Source organism: Pseudomonas extremorientalis (assembly GCF_001870465.1).
Lineage (GTDB): Bacteria > Pseudomonadota > Gammaproteobacteria > Pseudomonadales > Pseudomonadaceae > Aquipseudomonas > Aquipseudomonas extremorientalis.
The window spans coordinates 23,020-44,999 of record NZ_MDGK01000020.1 but is presented as its reverse complement, the minus strand read 5'-3'; the positions used below and the strand labels follow the sequence as shown (position 1 = coordinate 44,999).

The following is a 21,980-nucleotide window of genomic DNA, read 5'->3' as shown; positions in this document are numbered from 1 at the left end:
CATGGCTAACATTCCAACTATTTCATTCGACGCCATCATTATTGGTGGCGGCGGCGCTGGCATGCGCGCTGCGCTGCAGCTGGCCCAGGGCGGTCACAAGACTGCCGTGATCACCAAGGTGTTCCCGACCCGTTCCCACACTGTATCGGCCCAGGGTGGCATCACCTGCGCCATCGCCTCCGCCGACCCGAACGATGACTGGCGCTGGCACATGTACGATACCGTCAAGGGTTCCGACTACATCGGTGACCAGGACGCGATCGAATACATGTGTCAGGAAGGCCCGGCTGCAGTGTTCGAGCTGGACCACATGGGTCTGCCGTTCTCCCGTACCGAGCAAGGGCGTATCTACCAGCGTCCGTTCGGCGGCCAGTCGAAGGATTACGGCAAAGGCGGGCAGGCTGCCCGTACCTGCGCCGCGTCCGACCGTACCGGTCACGCGCTGCTGCACACCCTTTACCAGGGCAACCTGAAAGCCGGTACCACGTTCCTGAACGAGTACTATGCCGTTGATCTGGTCAAGAACGCACAAGGCGAGTTCGTCGGTGTGATCGCGATCTGCATCGAAACCGGTGAAACCACCTACATCCGCGCCAAGGCTACCGTGCTGGCGACCGGCGGTGCAGGTCGTATCTACGCGTCCACCACCAATGCCCTGATCAACACCGGTGATGGCGTCGGCATGGCACTGCGTGCGGGCGTGCCGGTACAAGACATCGAAATGTGGCAGTTCCACCCGACCGGTATCGCCGGCGCCGGCGTACTGGTGACTGAAGGTTGCCGTGGTGAAGGTGGCTACCTGATCAACAAGCACGGCGAGCGTTTCATGGAGCGTTATGCGCCGAACGCGAAAGACCTTGCTGGTCGTGACGTTGTGGCCCGTTCGATGGTTAAAGAGATCATCGCCGGCAACGGCTGTGGCCCGAATGGCGACCACGTACTGCTGAAACTCGATCACCTGGGCGAAGAAGTACTGCACAGCCGCCTGCCAGGTATCTGCGAGCTGTCCAAGACCTTTGCTCACGTTGACCCGGTGGTTGCTCCGGTTCCGGTTGTCCCGACTTGCCACTATATGATGGGCGGCGTGCCGACCAACATCCATGGCCAGGCGATCACCCAGAATGCCGAAGGCGAGGACGAGATCATCCACGGTCTGTTCGCCGTAGGCGAAGTGGCGTGCGTATCGGTTCACGGTGCCAACCGCCTGGGTGGCAACTCGCTGCTCGACCTGGTGGTCTTCGGCCGTGCTGCCGGCCTGCACCTGGAAAAAGCGCTGACCGACGGCATCGAATACGATGACGCGACCGACGCCAACATCGAGGCTGCCCTGGCCCGTCTGAACGCTCTGAACGAGCGTACCGATGGCGAAGACGTGGCAACCCTGCGTCGCGAGCTGCAAAACTGCATGCAGAACTACTTCGGTGTATTCCGTACCGGCGAATACATGCAGAAGGGTATTGCCCAGCTGGCCGATCTGCGCAAGCGCATCGCCAACGTCAAGATCAACGATAAGAGCCAGGCGTTCAACACTGCTCGTATCGAAGCCCTTGAACTGCAGAACCTGCTGGAAGTGGCCGAAGCGACTGCCATCGCTGCCGAGGTTCGCAAGGAATCCCGTGGTGCCCACGCCCGTGAAGACTTTGAAGATCGCGACGACGAAAACTGGTTGTGCCATACCCTGTACTTCCCGGGTGACAAGCGCGTAACCAAGCGTGCCGTGAACTTCTCGCCGAAGACGGTTCCGACGTTTGAACCGAAGATTCGGACTTACTAAGGGTGGCTGCCATGTTGAAAGTCAGTGTTTATCGCTACAACCCTGATCAGGACGCTGCGCCGTTCATGCAGGAATTCCAGGTCGATACCGGTGGTAAAGACCTGATGGTGCTGGATGTACTGGCACTGATCAAAGAGCAGGACGAAGGTTTCTCTTATCGTCGCTCTTGCCGTGAAGGTGTATGCGGTTCCGACGGCATGAACATCAACGGCAAAAACGGCCTGGCGTGCATCACGCCGCTGTCCGCCGTGGTCAAAGGCAACAAGCTGATCGTTCGTCCTCTGCCAGGTTTGCCGGTTATCCGTGACCTGGTCGTCGATATGAGCATCTTCTACAAGCAATACGAGAAAGTTAAGCCGTTCCTGCAGAACGACACGCCGGCTCCGGCCATCGAGCGTCTGCAGTCCCCGGAAGAGCGCGAGAAGCTCGACGGTCTGTACGAGTGCATCCTGTGCGCTTGCTGCTCGACGTCGTGCCCGTCCTTCTGGTGGAACCCGGACAAGTTCCTGGGCCCAGCTGCACTGCTGCAAGCGTACCGCTTCCTGGCAGACAGCCGTGACACCAAGACGTCCGAGCGTCTGGCTTCGCTGGATGACCCGTTCAGCGTATTCCGCTGCCGCGGGATCATGAACTGCGTCAACGTATGTCCCAAAGGCCTGAACCCGACTAAGGCCATTGGTCACATCCGTAACATGCTGCTGCAGAGCGGCGTGTAACTGACGTTGTAGTAAAAGCAGGACCGTTGTGCCCGTAAATGCTACGGCGCAGGCTTCAACCGGCGCCGTAGTTTTAACTTGAGCAGCGACTTACAAAGCCGCGGCTCTTATTTTGAAGAAATGAGACAAGCAGGGGCATTCGGGTTGGTACCCGAACTATCAGCGTGATCCTAAGTGGCTTGTTTTGGTCGCTGCACTTGGCCTTTTGCAAGCAAACTCGGTGTTTTCGCCGGTGGTGTCCCCAAATCGAGGGTGACCAAGCATGCAAGAAAGCGTGATGCAGCGCATGTGGAACAGCGGCTATCTTTCAGGTGGTAACGCTGCCTATGTGGAAGAGCTTTATGAGCTCTACCTGCACGACCCTAACGCTGTGCCAGAAGAATGGCGCACCAAATTTCAGACGTTGTCTTCAGACGGCAACGCTGCCACCGATGTATCGCACGCAACAATTCGCGATCAGTTTGTGCTGCTGGCAAAGAACCAGCGCCGCGCCCAACCGGTTTCCGCCGGCAGCGTGAGCAGTGAGCACGAGAAGAAGCAAGTTGAAGTATTGCGACTGATCCAGGCCTACCGGATGCGCGGCCACCAGGCGGCCCAGCTTGACCCGCTGGGGCTCTGGCAGCGTCCTGCACCTGCAGACCTGTCGATCAATCATTACGGCTTGACCAATGCCGATCTTGATACGACCTTCCGTGCCGGCGACCTGTTCATCGGCAAAGAGGAAGCGAGCCTACGCGAAATTCACGAAGCGTTGCAGCAGACATATTGCCGCACCATCGGCGCTGAGTTCACGCACATCACCGATTCCGAGCAACGTCACTGGTTCCAGCATCGCCTGGAAGGTGTGCGTGGCCGTCCGGTGCTGTCCGCCGATGTACGCAGCCACCTGCTCGAGCGCGTCACCGCTGCCGAAGGCCTGGAAAAATACCTGGGTACCAAATACCCGGGCACCAAGCGTTTCGGCCTGGAGGGCGGCGAAAGCCTGATCCCGATGCTCGACGAGCTGATCCAGCGTTCCGGTTCCTACGGCACCAAGGAAATCGTGATCGGCATGGCCCACCGTGGTCGCCTGAACGTGTTGGTCAACACCTTCGGCAAGAACCCGCGCGAGCTGTTCGACGAGTTCGAAGGCAAGAAGAAGGTCGAGCTGGGCTCCGGTGACGTTAAATACCACCAAGGCTTCTCGTCCAACGTGATGACCACCGGCGGTGAAGTTCACCTGGCCATGGCCTTCAACCCATCCCACCTGGAAATCGTTTCTCCAGTGGTCGAGGGGTCGGTGCGTGCCCGCCAGGATCGTCGCAACGACACCACGGGTGAAAAGGTCCTGCCGATTTCCATCCACGGTGACGCGGCATTCGCCGGTCAAGGCGTGGTCCTGGAAACCTTCCAGATGTCGCAGACCCGCGGCTTCAAGACCGGCGGTACCGTTCACATCGTCATCAACAACCAGGTTGGCTTCACCATCAGCAACCCGCTGGATGCGCGCTCCACCGAGTACGCGACCGATGTTGCCAAGATGATTCAGGCGCCGATCCTCCATGTGAATGGGGATGATCCGGAAGCCGTGCTGTTCGTGACCCAACTGGCTGTCGACTACCGCATGCAGTTCAAGCGTGACGTGGTGATCGACCTGGTTTGTTACCGCCGTCGCGGTCACAACGAAGCCGACGAACCAAGCGGCACCCAGCCGCTGATGTACCAGCAGATCACCAAGCAGCGCACTACCCGTGAGCTGTATGCCGAGAGCCTGATCAAGGCCGGTGTGGTTGACGATGCGCGTGTTCAGGCGAAAGTCGACGAATACCGCAACGCGCTGGACAACGGTCTGCATGTAGTGAAGAGCCTGGTCAAAGAGCCGAACAAAGAGCTGTTCGTCGACTGGCGCCCATACCTGGGCCACGCCTGGACGGCGCGTCACGACACCTCGTTCGACCTGAAGACCTTGCAGGAACTGTCCGCCAAGCTGCTGGAAATCCCGGAAGGCTTCGTGGTGCAGCGCCAGGTTGCGAAGATCTACGAAGACCGTCAGAAGATGCAAGCCGGCGGCCTGCCGATCAACTGGGGTTACGCCGAAACCATGGCGTACGCGACCCTGGCGTTCGAAGGTCACCCGATCCGCATGACCGGCCAGGACATCGGCCGTGGTACGTTCTCGCACCGTCACGCGGTCCTGCACAACCAGAAAGACGCCAGTACCTACGTTCCGTTGAAGCACCTGTACGAAGGCCAGCCACGTTTCGACCTGTACGACTCGTTCCTGTCCGAAGAAGCCGTGCTGGCGTTCGAATACGGTTACTCGACCACCACGCCGAACGCGCTGGTGATCTGGGAAGCCCAGTTCGGTGACTTCGCCAACGGTGCCCAAGTGGTTATCGACCAGTTCATCACCAGCGGCGAGCACAAGTGGGGTCGCCTGTGCGGTCTGACCATGCTGTTGCCACATGGTTATGAAGGCCAGGGTCCTGAGCATTCCTCGGCCCGTCTGGAGCGTTACCTGCAGCTGTGCGCCGAGCACAACATCCAGGTGTGCGTGCCGACAACCCCGGCCCAGATCTACCACTTGCTGCGTCGCCAGGTGATCCGCCCGCTGCGCAAGCCGCTGGTAGTGCTGACACCGAAGTCGCTGCTGCGTCATAAATTGGCCATCTCGACCCTGGAAGATCTGGCGGATGGTTCGTTCCAGACCGTTATTCCAGAAATCGACGCGCTGGATGCGGCCAAGGTGACTCGCCTGGTCCTGTGCAGCGGCAAGGTCTACTACGACCTGCTGGAAAAACGTCGTGCCGAAGGCCGCGAAGACATCGCCATCGTGCGTATCGAGCAGCTTTACCCGTTCCCGGAAGACGACCTGATGGAGGCCATCGCGCCTTACACCAACCTCACTAACGTAGTGTGGTGCCAGGAAGAACCGATGAACCAGGGCGCTTGGTACAGCAGCCAGCATCACCTGCGTCGCAGCATCGGCAACCACAACAAGGCCCTGGGCCTGGAATATGCCGGTCGTGATGCTTCCGCTGCACCTGCGTGTGGTTATGCGTCGATGCACGCCGAGCAGCAGGAAAAACTGCTGCAAGATGCTTTCACTGTTTAACGCCTTCGCGCTGACTGAAACCGAATTTTAAGGACCCACAGATAATGGCTATCGAAATCAAAGCCCCGTCATTCCCGGAATCGGTTGCCGATGGCACCGTTGCCACCTGGCACAAGAAACCAGGCGACGCTGTAAAGCGTGACGACCTGATCGTCGACATCGAGACTGACAAAGTCGTGCTGGAAGTGTTGGCCGAAGCTGACGGCGTGCTGGGCGCAATCGTTGCCGAAGAAGGCGCTACCGTTCTGTCGAACCAGGTGCTGGGCTCGATCGAAGAGGGCAGTGCTGCTGCCGCTGCGCCTGCTGCTGCACCGGCCGCCGCCGCTGCGCCTGCTGCCGCTCCGGCTGCTGGCGCTGAAGACCCGATCGCTGCACCGGCTGCTCGTCAGCTGGCTGAAGAGAACGGCATCAACCTGGCTTCCGTCAAAGGCACCGGCAAAGACGGCCGTGTGACCAAGGAAGACGTGGTTGCGGCTGTTGAAGCCAAGAAAAACGCTCCGGCTGCCGCACCTGCCAAGGCTGCTGCCCCGGCTGCCGCTGCGCCTGTGTTCGCTGCCGGCGACCGCACCGAGAAGCGCGTACCGATGACCCGCGTACGTGCCACCGTGGCCAAGCGTCTGGTTGAAGCCCAGTCGAACATGGCGATGCTGACCACCTTCAACGAAGTCGACATGACCGAAGTCATGGCGCTGCGCTCGAAGTACAAGGATCTGTTCGAGAAGTCCCACAACGGCGTGCGCCTGGGCTTCATGTCGTTCTTCGTGAAAGCGGCCACCGAAGCGCTGAAACGCTTCCCGGCAGTCAACGCTTCCATCGACGGCAACGACATCGTTTACCATGGCTACGCAGACATCGGCGTTGCCGTGTCCAGCGACCGTGGCCTGGTGGTTCCGGTACTGCGTAACGCCGAACTGATGAGCCTGGCTGAAATCGAAGGCGGCATCGCCACCTTCGGCAAGAAAGCCCGTGACGGCAAGCTGACCATCGACGAGATGACCGGCGGTACCTTCACCATCACCAACGGTGGTACCTTCGGTTCGATGATGTCGACCCCGATCGTCAACCCGCCGCAAGCCGCGATCCTGGGCATGCACAACATCATCCAGCGTCCGATGGCCATCAACGGCCAAGTCGTGATCCGCCCGATGATGTACCTGGCGCTGTCGTACGATCACCGCCTGATCGATGGTAAAGAAGCCGTGACTTTCCTGGTGACCATCAAGAACCTGCTGGAAGACCCGGCTCGTCTGTTGCTGGATATCTGATTGAAGCAGCTGCAAGTTGCGAGCTACAAGCTGTACGAAAAAGCAGCTTGGCTTGCAGCTTGCGGCTAAAAGCTTGTCGCAAATAGAGGATCTATTTTCATGACACAGAAATTTGACGTCGTAGTGATTGGTGCAGGTCCTGGCGGCTACGTTGCCGCGATCAAGGCCGCACAACTGGGCCTCTCGACTGCTTGCATCGAAAAATACACCGACAAGGAAGGCAAACTGGCGCTGGGCGGTACTTGCCTGAACGTCGGTTGCATTCCTTCCAAGGCGCTGCTGGACAGCTCCTGGAAATTCCACGAAGCCCAGGATGGCTTCGCGATCCACGGCATCAACCATGCTGGCGTGACCATGGACGTACCGGCGATGGTCGGTCGTAAAGCCAACATCGTCAAGGGCCTGACTTCCGGCGTTGCCACCTTGTTCAAGGCCAACGGCGTCACTTCCCTGCAAGGCCACGGCAAGCTGCTGGCTGGCAAGAAAGTTGAAATCACCAAGCCAGACGGCTCGACCGAAATCATCGAAGCCGAAAACGTGATCCTGGCTCCAGGTTCGCGTCCAATCGACATTCCGCCTGCTCCAGTCGACAACAACGTGATCGTTGATTCGACCGGCGCCCTGGAATTCCAGGCTGTGCCTAAGCGCCTGGGCGTGATCGGCGCCGGCGTGATCGGTCTGGAGCTGGGTTCGGTGTGGTCCCGCCTCGGTGCTGAAGTGACCGTGCTGGAAGCCCTGGACACGTTCCTGCTGGCTGCCGACACCGCCGTTTCCAAGGAAGCGCTGAAAACCCTGACCAAGCAAGGTCTGGACATCAAGCTGGGCGCTCGCGTCACCGGCTCGAAAGTCAACGGCGAAGAAGTTGTCGTCAACTACACCGACAAGGATGGCGAAAAAACCATCACTTTCGACAAGCTGATCGTAGCCGTGGGTCGCCGTCCAGTGACCACCGACCTGCTGGCTGCCGACAGTGGCGTGAACATCGACGAGCGTGGTTTCATCCACGTTGACGATCACTGCGCGACCACCGTGCCGGGCGTCTACGCCATCGGCGACGTGGTTCGCGGCATGATGCTGGCGCACAAGGCTTCCGAAGAAGGCATCATGGTTGTCGAGCGCATCAAGGGTCACAAAACCCAGATGAACTACGACCTGATCCCATCTGTTATCTACACCCACCCGGAAATTGCATGGGTCGGCAAGAACGAACAGCAGTTGAAAGCTGAAGGCGTTGAAGTTAACGTCGGCACCTTCCCGTTTGCCGCTTCTGGCCGTGCCATGGCAGCCAACGACACCGGTGGTTTTGTCAAAGTCATCGCTGATGCCAAGACTGACCGCGTATTGGGCGTCCACGTGATTGGCCCGAGCGCTGCAGAACTGGTTCAGCAAGGCGCGATCGGTATGGAATTCGGCACCAGTGCCGAGGACCTGGGCATGATGGTCTTCTCCCATCCGACCCTGTCCGAAGCGTTGCACGAAGCAGCGTTGGCAGTGAATGGCGGCGCCATCCACATCGCCAACCGCAAGAAGCGCTAAGCGAGATAATAAGAAACCACGGCGGAGTTGCCCGTCGTGAGCCTTGCGCGCAAGACTCACCGCGGAATATCCGCTGGACGCAGCCTTGCGCAGCTTTACGGGCCTTGAGCCCCGCAAGTTGCGCGAGCAGCAGTCACAGGTGGCGCGGCACTCATAATGAGCGCAGCGCCGAATGCGCAGTACCTAACGAAGACGGTAAAAAGCATGAATCTTCACGAGTATCAGGGTAAGCAGCTGTTCGCTGAATACGGCCTGCCAGTTTCCAAGGGCTACGCAGTAGACACCCCGGAAGCAGCAGCAGAAGCTTGCGACAAAATCGGCGGCAGCGAGTGGGTTGTCAAAGCCCAGGTCCACGCCGGTGGTCGCGGTAAAGCGGGCGGCGTTAAGCTGGTTCGCAGCAAAGAAGACGCCAAGGCCTTCGCACAGCAGTGGCTGGGCAAGCGTCTGGTGACTTACCAGACTGATGCCAATGGCCAGCCAGTCACCAAGATCCTGGTTGAATCGTGCACTGATATCGCTAAAGAGCTGTACCTGGGCGCTGTCGTTGACCGTTCGAGCCGTCGCATCGTGTTCATGGCTTCCACCGAAGGTGGCGTGGACATCGAGAAGATCGCTCACGAAACCCCAGAAAAAATTCTGAAAGCCACCATCGACCCACTGGTTGGCGCTCAGCCATTCCAGGGTCGCGAGCTGGCTTTCCAGCTGGGCCTGGAAGGCAAGCAAGTTGCCCAGTTCGCCAAGATCTTCGTTGGTCTGGCCAAACTGTTCCAGGATCACGATCTGGCCCTGCTGGAAGTGAACCCGCTGGTGATCAAGGCTGACGGCGATCTGCACTGCCTGGACGCCAAGATCAACATCGACGCCAACGCCATGTACCGTCAGCCTAAGCTGAAGACTTTCCACGATCCGTCGCAAGACGATCCGCGCGAAGCGCACGCTGCCAAGTTCGAACTGAACTACGTAGCGCTGGAAGGCAACATCGGCTGCATGGTCAACGGTGCTGGCCTGGCCATGGGTACCATGGACATCGTCAACCTGCATGGCGGCAAACCAGCCAACTTCCTCGACGTGGGCGGTGGTGCTACCAAAGAACGCGTGACCGAAGCCTTCAAGATCATCCTGTCCGACTCCAACGTCGCAGCAGTACTGGTCAACATCTTCGGCGGCATCGTTCGTTGCGACATGATTGCCGAAGGCATCATCGGTGCAGTGAAAGAAGTCGGCGTTAAAATCCCGGTTGTTGTTCGCCTTGAAGGTAACAACGCTGAACTGGGCGCTAAAGTACTGGCAGAAAGCGGTTTGAACATCATCGCGGCTACCAGCCTGACCGACGCTGCTCAACAAGTTGTCAAAGCTGCGGAGGGCAAATAATGAGCGTCCTGATCAATAAAGACACCAAAGTTATCTGCCAGGGTATTACCGGTTCGCAAGGTAGTTTCCACACCCAGCAAGCCATCGAATATGGCACCAAGATGGTTGGCGGCGTAACTCCGGGCAAAGGCGGCACCGAGCACCTGGGCCTGCCAGTGTTCAACACCGTGAAAGACGCTGTAGCGGCCACTGGCGCCACCGCCAGCGTGATCTACGTTCCAGCTCCTTTCTGCAAGGACTCCATCCTGGAAGCGGCATTCGGCGGCATCAAGCTGATCGTCTGCATCACCGAAGGCATTCCTACCCTGGACATGCTGGACGCTAAAGTTAAGTGCGACGAGCTGGGCGTAGTCCTGATCGGCCCTAACTGCCCAGGCGTGATCACTCCAGGCGAATGCAAGATCGGCATCATGCCTGGTCACATTCACTTGCCAGGCAAGGTCGGTATCGTTTCCCGTTCCGGCACCCTGACCTACGAAGCTGTGAAGCAGACCACTGACGCCGGTTTCGGTCAGTCGACTTGCGTCGGCATCGGCGGTGACCCGATCCCGGGCTCCAACTTCATCGACATCCTGAAGCTGTTCCAGGAAGACCCGAAGACCGAAGCGATCGTGATGATCGGTGAGATCGGCGGTTCGGCTGAAGAAGAAGCGGCTGCCTACATCAAGGCACACGTGACCAAGCCGGTTGTTTCCTACATCGCTGGTGTGACTGCCCCTGCGGGCAAGCGCATGGGCCATGCTGGCGCAATCATCTCTGGCGGCAAAGGCACTGCAGACGAGAAATTCGCTGCGCTGCAAGACGCGGGCGTTAAAACCGTGCGTTCGCTGGCAGACATCGGCAAGGCCCTGGCCGAGCTGACCGGTTGGGCTGTCAAGTAAGCCTCGCGCTTAGCTGACGCTTCACCACACAAAGGTCACCTTCGGGTGGCCTTTGTGCTTTCCGGGGTTTAATAAAGATCAAAATGTGGGAGGGGGCTTGCCCCCGATTGCAGTGGGTCCGTCAATAAATACAGTGACTGACACGCCGCCATCGGGGGCAAGCCCCCTCCCACATTTGCCTGTATTGCCAAATTAGGTATGAAAATGCGACATGCAGATGTCGCTTATCGGACAGTCCGCCCCGCAACAGTGCGTTCGTCAGCCAATTTCTGTAACCTAGCCGCCTCTTTATGCGTGCGCATCCCAAAAGGAAGCCTCGCGCTAGACCGGTCGGCCGCCATAAGGGCTGGCAGCATTTCCCTCATCCACAGGGAATCCCTCTCTAAATTCCGATTCAGTAGTGTGGTATTTCCCGAAATGAAAGTGTTGAAAAGCCAGGACATCCTGGCGTTGGGCTTTATGACCTTTGCCCTGTTCGTGGGCGCCGGCAACATCATCTTCCCGCCTATCGTTGGACTGCAGTCGGGGCCTCACGTCTGGATGGCAGCGCTGGGCTTCCTGATCACCGCAGTCGGCTTGCCGGTGGTCACCGTGATCGCCCTGGCCAAGGTCGGTGGTGGCATGGACGCGTTGAGCAGCCCGATCGGCAAGATCGCCGGTGGCCTGCTCGCGGCGGCGGCGTATCTGGCGGTAGGGCCGCTGTTCGCCACCCCGCGTACCGCGACCGTGTCCTTCGAAGTGGGCCTGGCGCCGCTGACCGGTGAAAGCCCGCTGGCGCTGTTCCTCTATAGCTCGGTGTACTTCCTCGTGGTGTTCTTTGTCTCCCTGTACCCAGGTCGGCTGCTGGACACCGTGGGGCGTTTCCTGGCGCCGCTGAAAATCATCGCCCTGGCCATTCTCGGCATCGCCGCGTTTGCCTTGCCGGCCGGTGATGTGGGCGTCGCTACCCCGGAATATGTCGCCGCACCGTTTTCCCAAGGCTTTATCCAGGGTTACCTGACCATGGATACCCTGGGTGCCCTGGTGTTTGGCATCGTGATCGTCAATGCCATCCGCTCCCGTGGCGTCGAGTCGCCCAAGTTGATCACCCGTTACGCCATCATTGCGGGCTTGATTGCCGGCGTGGGCCTGGCCCTGGTGTACTTCAGCCTGTTCCGCCTGGGTTCGGGCAGCCATGCAGTGGCTGCCGGTGCCACGAACGGTGCTGCGGTGCTGCACGCCTATGTGCAACACACCTTCGGCTCCCTGGGCAGTGGCTTCCTGGCCGTGCTGATCTCCCTGGCGTGCCTGGTGACCGCGGTAGGCCTGACCTGTGCCTGCGCCGAGTACTTCAGCAAGATCCTGCCGCTGTCCTACAAGACCCTGGTGGTGATCCTGGCGCTGTTCTCGTTGTTCGTCTCGAACCTGGGCCTGACCAAGCTGATTGCCTTCTCGATCCCGGTGCTGACCGCGATCTATCCGCCGTGCATCGTGCTGGTGGCGCTGAGTTTCTGCAAAGACTTCTGGCAGGAGCAGGGCCGTATCGTTGGCCCTGTAATGCTGGTGTCGTTCATCTTTGGCTGCATCGATGCGCTCAAGGGCGCTGGCCTGGCGGGCTGGATGCCTTCGCAATTGGCCAACCTGCCATTGAGCGAGCAGGGCCTGGCGTGGCTGGTGCCGTCAGTGATGACACTGGTCGTGGCGTTCGCGGTCGATCGCATGCTCGGCAAGCGCAGCGAAGCTATCGCATAACCCACGTTTCTCGCTGTACTGAAATGCCCCGTATCAATCGATACGGGGCATTTTTTATGGGTGAACGGCAGTGTCTTTTTATGTGCGCTAACGTCGAACTGACGCAAATACTTTTCAGCCCTCATTCTGCAAAGGACCCGCATGTCGTTCATCGAAACCAATCAGATCCACCTGCTTGCCGCCCTATGGTTCGCCCTTTGCTGGGGTGGCTATACCCGGTACGCCATTTGGAAGGCCCGCGACACGGCCTGCCTCGCCAGCGTGCTGCACCTGTACCGCGAAGACTGGATGCGCCGTATGCTGCTGCGCGACAACCGCATCGCCGACGCCAGTGTGATCGGCAACCTGGAGCGCAACGCTTCGTTCTTCGCCTCCAGCACGTTGATCATCCTCGCCGGCATTCTCACGGTGTTGGGTGCTTCAGAGCGGGCGGTGTCGTTGCTGGCGGACATACCGATGGTGCAACAAGCATCCCAAGGCATGTCGGAGATCAAGCTGCTGTGCCTGGCGCTGGTGTTCGTCTATGCGTTCTTTACGTTCAGTTGGTGCATGCGTCAGTACAACTTCGCGGCGGTGCTGGTCGGCTCGGCGCCGATGATCGGCGAGCGGGATGTGTCGGAGCAGGAGCGCAAGGCATTTGCTCTGCGTGCGGCGCGAGTCATCTCCATGGCGGCCAACCAGTTCAACTTTGGCCTGCGCTCTTATTACTTCGGCATGACCATGCTGGCGTGGTTTGTCAGCCCCTGGCTATTCATGTTGATGAGCGCCGGGGTGGTGTTGGTGCTGTATCGGCGGGAGTTTCATTCCGACGTGCTGCAAGTGATGGTGTTTACCCAGACGGATACACCGCCGTCGGAACCGGTTAAAGAAGCAGTTTGATCAACCCTTCAAGTAAAAACACCAGGCAAAGTAAAGCCCGCTATCTAAGCGGGCTTCCTTTTTACAGCGAAGCTGTTACAAACCGCGGTCTCAAGAACCGGTAGCAGGTGCTGCTTCTTTTGCGGCGGCTTGGTTCGATTCAGCCTGAGCTTTGGCAGCTTCGGCGTTTTCTTTCGCAGCGTCGTTCACTTTATCCTGAGCCTTGGCCATATCTTTCTGAGCTTGCTCAGAATGGGCTGCAGCGTCTTGGGCTTTGTCTTCGGATTTCTTGTCGCAGGCAGCCAGACCGAGGGCAGCGGCCAGCATCATGGAAATAGCTAAAGTCTTGCGCATGGGTGTTTCTCCTTATTGAAGATATCTACTGGCCTTTCGAGCATGGCGGTTCGGCATTAGTTCCTTTTATTCGGTAGATATATAAATCGCTGACTAACAGGAACTTTTGCCCTGCCGCCCATTCTGCGGATCAACACTAATAAGAGTCTGGAACGAATGAGCGAAAATCCCCTGTTAGAGCGTGCGAAGCGCTTTGTATCGGCCTTGCGCCACTGTCAGGTGCTGGGCATTACCGCTCATCAGGCCAGCGAGGAGGGCATCACGCTGATCATGCCGTATGCGCCCCATCTGGTCGGCGATCCCCAATCCGGGGTGATTCACGGTGGCGCGCTGACCTCCCTGATGGACACCGCCTGCGGCATGGCCACCCTGTGCGTATTGCCGGAGTTCGAGGTTTGTCCGACCCTCGACCTGCGCGTCGACTACATGCATCCCGCTACCCCACACAAACCGGTGTACGGCTTCGCCCAATGCTACAGGGTGACCACCGACGTGATCTTCACCCGTGGCTTCGCCTACCAGGATGACCCGCAGCAACCCATCGCCCATGTGGTTGGTACATTCATGCGCATGGGCAAGCGCCTCAAGGGCACGCAAGGACTGGGCAGCACGATCAAGGGGGAGCAGGCATGACGCACCGATTCAAGACCCGCCTGGAGCAGGCCCACGGGCGCGGCGATTACGCCGCGCTGCTCAACCTGATCCCCTACGCCAGGCTGATCGGCATCGAATGCACCCGGCTGGGGGATGAGCTGCTGTTTCGCCTGCCGGCCAACAAGGACAATATTGGTAACCCCATATTGCCGGCGCTGCACGGCGGGGTGATCGCGGGCTTCATGGAGCTGTCGGCGGCCTTGCACCTGCTGGTGTTCACGGGCGCGCCGGGCATTCCGAAAATCATCGATTTTTCCCTGGATTACCTGCGCGCCGGCCAATTTCGCGACACTTACGCCAAATGCCAGGTATGGCGCCAGGGCCGACGGGTGGCGAATGTGGCGATCACCGCCTGGCAGAGCACCGCGGCCGAGCCCATTGCCACGGCTCGCGCGCATTTCAAGATCGAGGAACCAGGTCGCCCTTGAAATCCTGCTCTTAGCCCCCAACTTTGATGACAACCCGCCGCCAACCCTCTAGGGCGCGGCCATTGCCATCCAATTGGAGTTTGATGACCATGAGTGTGGAAACTCAAAAGGAAACCCTGGGCTTCCAGACCGAGGTGAAGCAACTGCTGCACCTCATGATCCATTCGCTGTATTCCAACAAGGAAATCTTCCTTCGCGAATTGATCTCGAACGCCTCTGACGCTGTCGACAAATTACGTTTCGAAGCCCTGTCCAAGCCTGAGTTGCTGGAAGGTGGCGCCGAACTGAAAATTCGTGTGAGCTTCGACAAGGACGCCAAGACCGTCACGATCGAAGACAACGGTATCGGCATGAGCCGTGACGATGCGGTGGCCCACCTGGGCACCATCGCCAAATCTGGCACCGCCGATTTCATGAAGAACCTCTCGGGCGACCAGAAGAAAGATTCGCACCTGATCGGCCAATTCGGCGTGGGCTTCTACTCGGCCTTCATCGTTGCCGACAAGGTTGAAGTATTCAGCCGCCGTGCCGGCCTCGACGCCAGCGAAGGCGTGCACTGGTCCTCCAAAGGCGAGGGCGAGTTCGAAATCGCCACCGTCGACAAGGCTGACCGCGGCACCCGTATCGTGCTGCACCTGAAGTCCGGTGAAAACGAATTCGCCGATGGCTGGCGCCTGCGCAATATCGTCAAGAAGTACTCCGACCACATCGCCCTGCCGATCGAACTGCCGAAAGAACAAGCGGCTGCTGAAGGCGAAGAGGTCCCTGCCCAGGAATGGGAAGTGGTCAACCGTGCCAGCGCGCTGTGGACCCGTCCGCGTACCGAGATCAAGGACGAGGAATACCAGGAGTTCTACAAGCACATCGGTCACGACTACGAAAACCCGCTGAGCTGGAGCCACAACAAGGTCGAAGGCAAGCTGGAATACAACTCGCTGCTGTACGTGCCGGCCCGTGCTCCGTTCGACCTGTACCAGCGTGAAGCGCCAAGAGGCCTGAAACTCTACGTACAGCGCGTGTTCGTGATGGACCAGGCGGAATCGTTCCTGCCGCTGTACCTGCGCTTCATCAAGGGTGTGGTCGATTCCAACGACCTGTCGCTGAACGTGTCGCGGGAAATCCTGCAGAAAGACCCGATCATCGACTCGATGAAGTCGGCGCTGACCAAGCGCGTGCTCGACATGCTGGAAAAACTGGCGAAGAACGAGCCTGAGCAATACAAGGGCTTCTGGAAAAACTTCGGCCAAGTCATGAAAGAAGGCCCGGCGGAAGACTTTGCCAACAAGGAAAAAATCGCCGGCCTGCTGCGTTTTGCTTCCACCCAGGACGACGACGGCGAGCAGGTTGTGTCCCTGGCCGAGTACCTGGCGCGCGCCAAGGAAGGTCAGGACAAGATCTACTACCTCACTGGCGAAACCTACGCCCAGGTCAAGAACAGCCCGCACCTGGAAGTCTTCCGCAAGAAAGGCATCGAAGTGCTGCTGCTGACCGACCGTATCGATGAGTGGCTGATGAGCTACCTCAACGAGTTCGACGGCAAGCCCTTTGTCGACGTGGCCCGTGGTGACCTGGACCTGGGTAATCTGGACTCCGAGGAAGAGAAGAAAGAAGCCGAAGAAGTCGCCAAGTCCAACGAGGGCCTGGTCGAGCGCATCAAGGCATCCTTGGGCGATGCTGTCAGCGAAGTGCGCGTGTCGCACCGCCTGACCGATTCCCCGGCGATCCTGGCCATCGGCGAGCAGGACCTGGGCATGCAAATGCGCCAGATCCTCGAAGCCAGCGGGCAGAAGGTTCCGGACTCCAAGCCGATCTTCGAATTCAACCCGGCTCACCCGCTGATCGAGAAACTCGACGGTGAGCCGAGCGAAGAGCGTTTTGGCGACCTGTCGCACATCCTCTTCGACCAGGCGGCCCTGGCCGCTGGTGACAGCCTGAAAGACCCGGCTGCCTATGTGCGCCGCCTGAACAAGCTGTTGGTTGAACTGTCGGTTTGACCCTGATGTAGAAAAACCCGCTTCGGCGGGTTTTTTCGTTCTAACGCACCTCAACTGGAGTAAATGATGAGCCAAGTCACTGTACGTTCCGTGGTCTATCAGATTGATGGCCAGTCCTACGAAAGCCGCCTGGCGTTCGACGCCAATCATAAAGGCCCGCTGCCGGGGCTGTTGATGGCGCCGAACTGGATGGGGGTGAGTGCGGGTGCCGAAGAGATCGCCAAAAGTGTGGCCGGCAAGGGCTACGTGGTACTGATCGCCGACCTGTACGGGCAGACCGTACGCCCGTCGAATGGCGATGAGGCCGGCGCAGCGATGATGCCGCTGAAGAACGACCGTGCGTTGTTGAACAAGCGTATGCAGGCGGCCTTCGAGCAGTTGCAGGGACAGACCGAGGCCGTTGTCGATACGTCGAAACTGGCGACCTTTGGTTTCTGCTTCGGTGGTTGCTGCTCCCTGGAGCTGGCGCGTACCGGTGCGCCGGTCAAGGCAGCCATCTCGTTCCACGGCACCCTCGACACGCCAAACCCGGCGGACGCAAAGAACATCAAGGGCTCAGTGCTGGTGCTGCACGGCGCTTGCGACCCGCTGGTGCCGAAGGAACAACTGCCGGCGTTCGAAGATGAAATGAACGCAGCCGGCGTGGATTGGCAACTGCTGAGCTACGGCGGCGCGGTGCATTCCTTCACCGACCCCCATGCCAATGTGCCGGGCAAGATGATGTACGACGCCAAGACCGCCAAACGGGCGTTCCAGTCGATGCATAACTTGCTGGATGAAGTGTTCAAGGCCTGATTTTTCAGCGCCTGTCCGGGCCTAATCGGGGGCAAGCCCCCTCCCACACTTGGATGCAATCACTGATCAAATGTGGGAGGGGGCTTGCCCCCGATGGCTATCTCAATGGCAACTCAATTCTTTCAGACTCACCCGGCACCGTCGGCCAATCCCCGGCTGCCCAGCGCTGCCTGGCCTGTTCAATCACCGCCGGATCACTCGCGACAAAATTCCAATTGATCCGCCGTGGCCCATCCAGCGGCGCGCCACCAAACACCACAAGGTGGCAATCGCTCTCGGCAAACAGTGTCATCTCCTGCCCCGCGGGCAATACCACCAGGCTGTGCACTTCCAGCGCCACGCCGTCCAACTGAGCTTCACCCTCCAATACATACACCGCACGTTCTTCATGCTCTTCAGGCACCAGCAGGGTCGTAGCCGTCTGCATCCGCACCTCCGCATACAAGGTGGGCGACAGCACCGGCACCGGTGACTTGAGACAGAACCCATCCCCTGCGATCAGGCGTATCTGCACGCCCAGGTTCTCACTCACCGGCAGACTCGCCGCCGGGTGATGGCTGTAATGTCCCGGCCCGGTCTCGTGGTCTTTGGGCGAGGCCAGCCACACTTGCAGCCCGTGCAGGCTGAAACCCTCGGCCCTGAGGGCTTCGGGTGTGCGTTCGACATGAGCGATGGCACTGCCGGCGGTCATCCAGCTGACGTCGCCGGCCTGCACCACCTGGTCCGAGCCCAGGCTGTCCTTGTGCTGCAACGCGCCTTCGAACAGATAGGTGAGGGTGGACAGCCCGATATGCGGGTGTTGGCGGATATTCATGCCATCGCCCGGTGCATAGCGGGTCAGCAGCATATGGTCGAAAAACACAAAAGGCCCGACGCTGCGGCATTCGCGCGACGGCAGCGGGCGCAGGATCGGTTGCCCTTCGACATCTTCGGGGCGAGGGCGGATCACGGTGAGGGTGGTCATGGTGCGTCCCAGTCTGAGCGGGTTGGATGCTGCTGAGCATAACCCGCTCGACGGGAGGTTGCCGCTATTGGCTGAAGGCGCCTTCCGACAGCTTGGTGTCGATGCTGATCTCGGCGGTAGTCATCAGCTTGTGCACCGGGCAGCGATCCGCTACGCGATGCAGCTCATCGCGTTGTTCGTCAGTGAGTACGCCCTTGAGCGTGAGCTTGACGTTGAGTCTGTATTTGCCCTTTTGTTCTTCGGTGGCGTCGTGGCTGACTTCCACGGTCACGCCGGTGAGCGGGATGTCTTTTTTCTGGGCGTAGAGCTTCACGGTCAGGGCTTTGCACGAGGCCAGGGCAGCGTCGAAGTAGTCATGGGGGGAGGGCGCCGAATCGTCACCGCCCAGCCTTTTGGGCAGGTCGGTGAACAACTCGTGGTTGTCGATGTTGAGGCTATGGCGAAAGTTGTCCTGGTTCAGGGTGTTTACGGTAACTGGCATGGCAAACCTCACAGGGTGGCAGGATGAAGGTCATGCAGTTATAGAGCATGCTGGCACTTCGGTGTTCCTTGTTTTTGCCGGATGAACCCCGGCAAGGCGTTCAGGGTCTACCCGTATCAGCCCCTATCGAGGTGTTACCGTGCCCTGGACTCGCCTGACTCTTGCCCTGTTGTTCGCCGCCGGCAGCCTGGCCGCGCAGGCCCGCGACTATGCCTATAGCGATGCGCACCTGCATTACGTGGACTTCTTCCAGGAAACGGCGGGCATGGACAAGCTGCTCAAGGCGATGGCCGACAATCGCATCGATCACGTGATGATTTCTGGTATTCCCGTTGCGAAGAAATGGCACGAGGACGAACCCAAGCGACCGCGCTACTACGCCGGCGACGACGCGGATGCCTATTGGTACAGCGCCACCGATGTGATCGTGGCCGCAGCGGTCAACAAACTGACCCCTGGGCAGCGCCAGCACTTTCATCCGTTCCTGTCCGGCTTCAACCCCAACGACAAGAACTCGGCCGCCCATATCCAGCGTATGCTCGATCTCAATCCAGGGCTGTGGCAGGGCATCGGCGAGGTTTTTACCCGACATGACGACCTCACGGCCATCACTGCTGGCGACACACCACGGGCCAATAACGAAGCCATGACCCGCATCTATCACCTGGCGGCGGAAAATGACTTGCCGGTGATGCTGCACTCCAACATCACCTCCAAGCGCGAGCGCAACCCGCTGTACCTGGCTGAGGTCGAAGAACCCCTGCGCAACCACCCGCACACCCGTTTTATCTGGGCCCATGCTGGCACCAGCAAGGAGATCCATCGTCACCAGGTACAGATGGACTTTTTGCTGCCCACCTTGAGCCGCATGCTGGAGGCGTACCCCAACCTTTACATCGATCTGTCCTGGAGCGTGCTCACGCCCTACTTGCTGGATGATGCAGGCCAGCCTCGCCCCGAGTGGGTAAAACTGGTGGAGCGCTTTCCCGAGCGCTTTATGCTCGGCTCGGACGTCGTAGGGCGCTTCAACAAGTTGGGTAAGCAAATGCGCAGCTTCGACCCGTTCCTCGATGCACTCTCCGAAGGGGTCGCCCGCAAAGTGGCCCGCGATAACTTCCTGGCGATCCTGCCTGAGTCGACTCGCGATGGCGCCGCTGATTGATATCGCCTTTTGCTCTTGCGTCGGTATAGGGCACAGGCAGTTGCAAGCCTTGAGCGACAAGCTGCAAGTGGTTCGAGTGCTCTTCCCTTGCGGCTATAGCTTGAAACCTATAGCTCTGAAAGCAAAAAGCCCCGAACCAGTCGGGGCTTTTTCATGCAATCAAGCTACAGGTCTTACTGACCCTGCCAGCGTTTCAGCACCAGGGTGGCGTTGGTGCCACCGAAGCCGAAGCTGTTGCTCATCACGGTATCGATTTTTGCATTCTCGACAGTCTTGGTTAGGATTGGCATATCCGCCACAACCGGATCAATCTCGTCGATGTTGGCTGAGCCGGCCATGAAGTTGCCTTCCATCATCAGTAGGCAGTAGATCGCTTCGTGAACGCCGGCGGCGCCCAGGGAGTGACCGGACAGGCTCTTGGTAGAGCTGATGGCCGGGGCCTTGTCGCCGAATACCGCACGCACGCCTTCCATTTCCTTGGCATCGCCGACCGGAGTCGAGGTGCCGTGGGTGTTCAGGTAGTCGATTGGGGTGTCCACGGTGGACATGGCCATCTGCATGCAGCGGATGGCGCCTTCACCGCTTGGGGCAACCATGTCGTAGCCGTCGGAGGTCGCGCCGTAGCCGACGATTTCCGCGTAGATCTTGGCGCCACGGGCCAGGGCGTGCTCCAGCTCCTCGACCACCACCATGCCGCCACCGCCGGCAATGACAAAACCGTCACGCTTGGCGTCGTAGGCGCGGGAGGCCTTTTCCGGGGTTTCGTTGTACTGGGTGGACAGTGCACCCATGGCGTCGAACAGGAACGACTGGCTCCAATGTTCTTCTTCACCGCCGCCGGCGAACACGATGTCCTGCTTGCCCAGCTGGATCTGCTCAACGGCAGTCCCGATGCAGTGAGCGCTGGTGGCGCACGCGGAGGAGATCGAGTAGTTCACGCCCTTGATCTGGAACGGCGTGGCCAGACAGGCCGAAACGGTGCTGCCCATTGTCCGTGTGACACGGTACGGGCCAACGCGCTTCACGCCTTTTTCGCGCAGGATGTCCAGCGCTTCCATCTGGTTGAGGGTCGATGCGCCGCCGGAGCCGGCGATCAGGCCGGTGCGTACGTTCGATACCTGGTCGTCGCTCAGGCCGGAGTCGGCGATCGCGTCTTTCATCGCCAGGTAGGCGTAGGCGGCAGCGTGGCCGACGAAGCGATAGATCTTGCGATCGATCAGTTCTTCGAGGGGCAGGTCGATGGAGCCGGAAACCTGGCTACGCAGACCCATTTCGGCATATTCCGGGTTGAAGCGGATGCCAGGGCGACTTGCACGCAGGTTAGCGGTGACGGTCTCTTTGTCATTGCCCAGGCAAGAAACAATGCCCAGACCAGTGATAACGACGCGGCGCATGCGGATAACCCTTAAAAGTTGTCAGTGGAAGTGAATACGCCGACCCGAAGGCCTTCGGCAGTATAGATCTCGCGACCGTCGACGCTCACCGAACCATCGGCGATGGCCAGGTTCAGCTTGCCCTTGAGGACGCGCTTGATCTGAATGTTGTAGGTGACTTTCCTGGCGGTCGGCAGGACCTGGCCAAAGAACTTCACTTCGCCCGAACCCAGGGCGCGACCGCGGCCCGGCAGGCCTTGCCAGCCCAGGAAGAAACCGACCAGCTGCCACATGGCGTCAAGGCCCAGGCAGCCCGGCATCACAGGGTCGCCTTCGAAATGGCAGGCGAAGAACCACAGGTCCGGGGTGATATCCAGCTCGGCGACCAATTCACCTTTGCCGTACTTGCCACCCTCTTCGCTGATATGGGTGATGCGATCCACCATCAGCATGTTCGGGGCGGGCAGTTGCGCGTTACCTGGGCCGAACAGCTCACCGCGACTGCAGCGCAGCAGATCTTCCCGAGTAAAGGCGTTTTGTTTGGTCATG

General features: G+C 59.4%; 19 protein-coding genes. 14 read left to right on the top strand and 5 right to left on the bottom strand.

Going from position 1 to position 21,980, the window contains the following annotated elements; all coding sequences use genetic code 11:
* Nucleotide 1 precedes the first annotated feature (1 nt).
* From sdhA to BFN10_RS10155, 9 genes are all read left to right on the top strand, one after another.
* Nucleotides 2-1,774, top strand: coding sequence for a succinate dehydrogenase flavoprotein subunit (gene sdhA, locus BFN10_RS10195; RefSeq protein ID WP_071489585.1), 1,773 nt, complete (start codon nt 2-4; stop codon nt 1,772-1,774).
* 11 nt (nt 1,775-1,785) lie between these two features.
* Entirely contained in the window at nt 1,786-2,490 is a 705-nt protein-coding gene (locus BFN10_RS10190) for a succinate dehydrogenase iron-sulfur subunit (protein WP_003172807.1), read from the top strand.
* Nucleotides 2,491-2,752: 262 nt separating this feature from the next.
* Nucleotides 2,753-5,584, top strand: coding sequence for a 2-oxoglutarate dehydrogenase E1 component (locus tag BFN10_RS10185; RefSeq protein WP_071489584.1), 2,832 nt, complete (start codon nt 2,753-2,755; stop codon nt 5,582-5,584).
* A gap of 44 nt (nt 5,585-5,628) precedes the next feature.
* Nucleotides 5,629-6,849: a 2-oxoglutarate dehydrogenase complex dihydrolipoyllysine-residue succinyltransferase gene (gene odhB, locus BFN10_RS10180; RefSeq protein WP_071489583.1), complete on the top strand. Its 1,221-nt coding sequence runs from the start codon at nt 5,629-5,631 to the stop codon at nt 6,847-6,849.
* Nucleotides 6,850-6,948: 99 nt separating this feature from the next.
* A complete protein-coding gene (lpdA, locus tag BFN10_RS10175) occupies nt 6,949-8,385 on the top strand; it encodes a dihydrolipoyl dehydrogenase (protein WP_071489582.1) in 1,437 nt (478 codons plus the stop codon).
* A 204-nt stretch (nt 8,386-8,589) separates the two neighbouring features.
* The gene (gene sucC / locus BFN10_RS10170) at nt 8,590-9,756 is read left to right on the top strand and encodes an ADP-forming succinate--CoA ligase subunit beta (RefSeq protein ID WP_003190011.1); all 1,167 of its coding nucleotides are present in this window, start codon (nt 8,590-8,592) and stop codon (nt 9,754-9,756) included.
* Entirely contained in the window at nt 9,756-10,637 is an 882-nt protein-coding gene (gene sucD, locus BFN10_RS10165; RefSeq protein WP_003172813.1) for a succinate--CoA ligase subunit alpha, read from the top strand. The genes sucC and sucD overlap by 1 nt, the downstream gene beginning before the upstream one ends.
* Nucleotides 10,638-11,054: 417 nt before the next feature.
* Nucleotides 11,055-12,368, top strand: a complete 1,314-nt coding sequence (gene brnQ, locus BFN10_RS10160; protein ID WP_071489581.1) for a branched-chain amino acid transport system II carrier protein — start codon at nt 11,055-11,057, stop codon at nt 12,366-12,368.
* A gap of 141 nt (nt 12,369-12,509) precedes the next feature.
* Nucleotides 12,510-13,247 carry a DUF599 domain-containing protein gene (locus BFN10_RS10155; RefSeq protein ID WP_071489580.1) on the top strand — a complete coding sequence of 246 codons (738 nt, stop codon included), beginning with the start codon at nt 12,510-12,512 and terminating at the stop codon, nt 13,245-13,247.
* A 90-nt stretch (nt 13,248-13,337) separates the two neighbouring features.
* On the opposite strand, the gene BFN10_RS10150 is transcribed toward BFN10_RS10155, so the two are convergent.
* A complete protein-coding gene (locus BFN10_RS10150; protein WP_058427885.1) occupies nt 13,338-13,580 on the bottom strand; it encodes a hypothetical protein in 243 nt (80 codons plus the stop codon).
* Between the two features lie 156 nt (nt 13,581-13,736).
* Here BFN10_RS10150 and BFN10_RS10145 point away from each other — a divergent pair, with 156 nt between their 5' ends.
* The 4 genes from BFN10_RS10145 to BFN10_RS10130 all read left to right on the top strand — a co-directional run bounded on the left by BFN10_RS10145 (nt 13,737) and on the right by BFN10_RS10130 (nt 17,451).
* Nucleotides 13,737-14,213, top strand: coding sequence for a PaaI family thioesterase (locus tag BFN10_RS10145; RefSeq protein WP_071489579.1), 477 nt, complete (start codon nt 13,737-13,739; stop codon nt 14,211-14,213).
* Complete coding sequence (locus tag BFN10_RS10140) at nt 14,210-14,662, top strand: PaaI family thioesterase (protein ID WP_071489578.1); 453 nt, start codon at nt 14,210-14,212, stop codon at nt 14,660-14,662. Before BFN10_RS10145 ends, BFN10_RS10140 begins: the two co-directional genes overlap by 4 nt.
* Nucleotides 14,663-14,751: 89 nt before the next feature.
* Nucleotides 14,752-16,656: a molecular chaperone HtpG gene (htpG, locus tag BFN10_RS10135; RefSeq protein WP_071489587.1), complete on the top strand. Its 1,905-nt coding sequence runs from the start codon at nt 14,752-14,754 to the stop codon at nt 16,654-16,656.
* Between the two features lie 66 nt (nt 16,657-16,722).
* Nucleotides 16,723-17,451, top strand: a complete 729-nt coding sequence (locus BFN10_RS10130) for a dienelactone hydrolase family protein (protein WP_071489577.1) — start codon at nt 16,723-16,725, stop codon at nt 17,449-17,451.
* A gap of 97 nt (nt 17,452-17,548) precedes the next feature.
* On the opposite strand, the gene BFN10_RS10125 is transcribed toward BFN10_RS10130, so the two are convergent.
* The gene (locus BFN10_RS10125; protein WP_071489576.1) at nt 17,549-18,415 is read right to left on the bottom strand and encodes a pirin family protein; all 867 of its coding nucleotides are present in this window, start codon (nt 18,413-18,415) and stop codon (nt 17,549-17,551) included.
* Between the two features lie 64 nt (nt 18,416-18,479).
* The gene (locus BFN10_RS10120) at nt 18,480-18,896 is read right to left on the bottom strand and encodes an OsmC family protein (RefSeq protein ID WP_071489575.1); all 417 of its coding nucleotides are present in this window, start codon (nt 18,894-18,896) and stop codon (nt 18,480-18,482) included.
* Between the two features lie 139 nt (nt 18,897-19,035).
* Between BFN10_RS10120 and BFN10_RS10115 the strand changes: the two genes are divergently transcribed.
* Nucleotides 19,036-20,058, top strand: coding sequence for an amidohydrolase family protein (locus BFN10_RS10115; protein ID WP_071489574.1), 1,023 nt, complete (start codon nt 19,036-19,038; stop codon nt 20,056-20,058).
* Between the two features lie 173 nt (nt 20,059-20,231).
* Here BFN10_RS10115 and fabB read toward each other — a convergent pair whose 3' ends face one another.
* Both fabB and fabA read right to left on the bottom strand, forming a co-directional pair.
* Nucleotides 20,232-21,452, bottom strand: coding sequence for a beta-ketoacyl-ACP synthase I (gene fabB / locus BFN10_RS10110; protein ID WP_016974674.1), 1,221 nt, complete (start codon nt 21,450-21,452; stop codon nt 20,232-20,234).
* 11 nt (nt 21,453-21,463) lie between these two features.
* A complete protein-coding gene (gene fabA, locus BFN10_RS10105) occupies nt 21,464-21,979 on the bottom strand; it encodes a 3-hydroxyacyl-[acyl-carrier-protein] dehydratase FabA (protein WP_071489573.1) in 516 nt (171 codons plus the stop codon).
* Nucleotide 21,980: the final 1 nt, after the last annotated feature.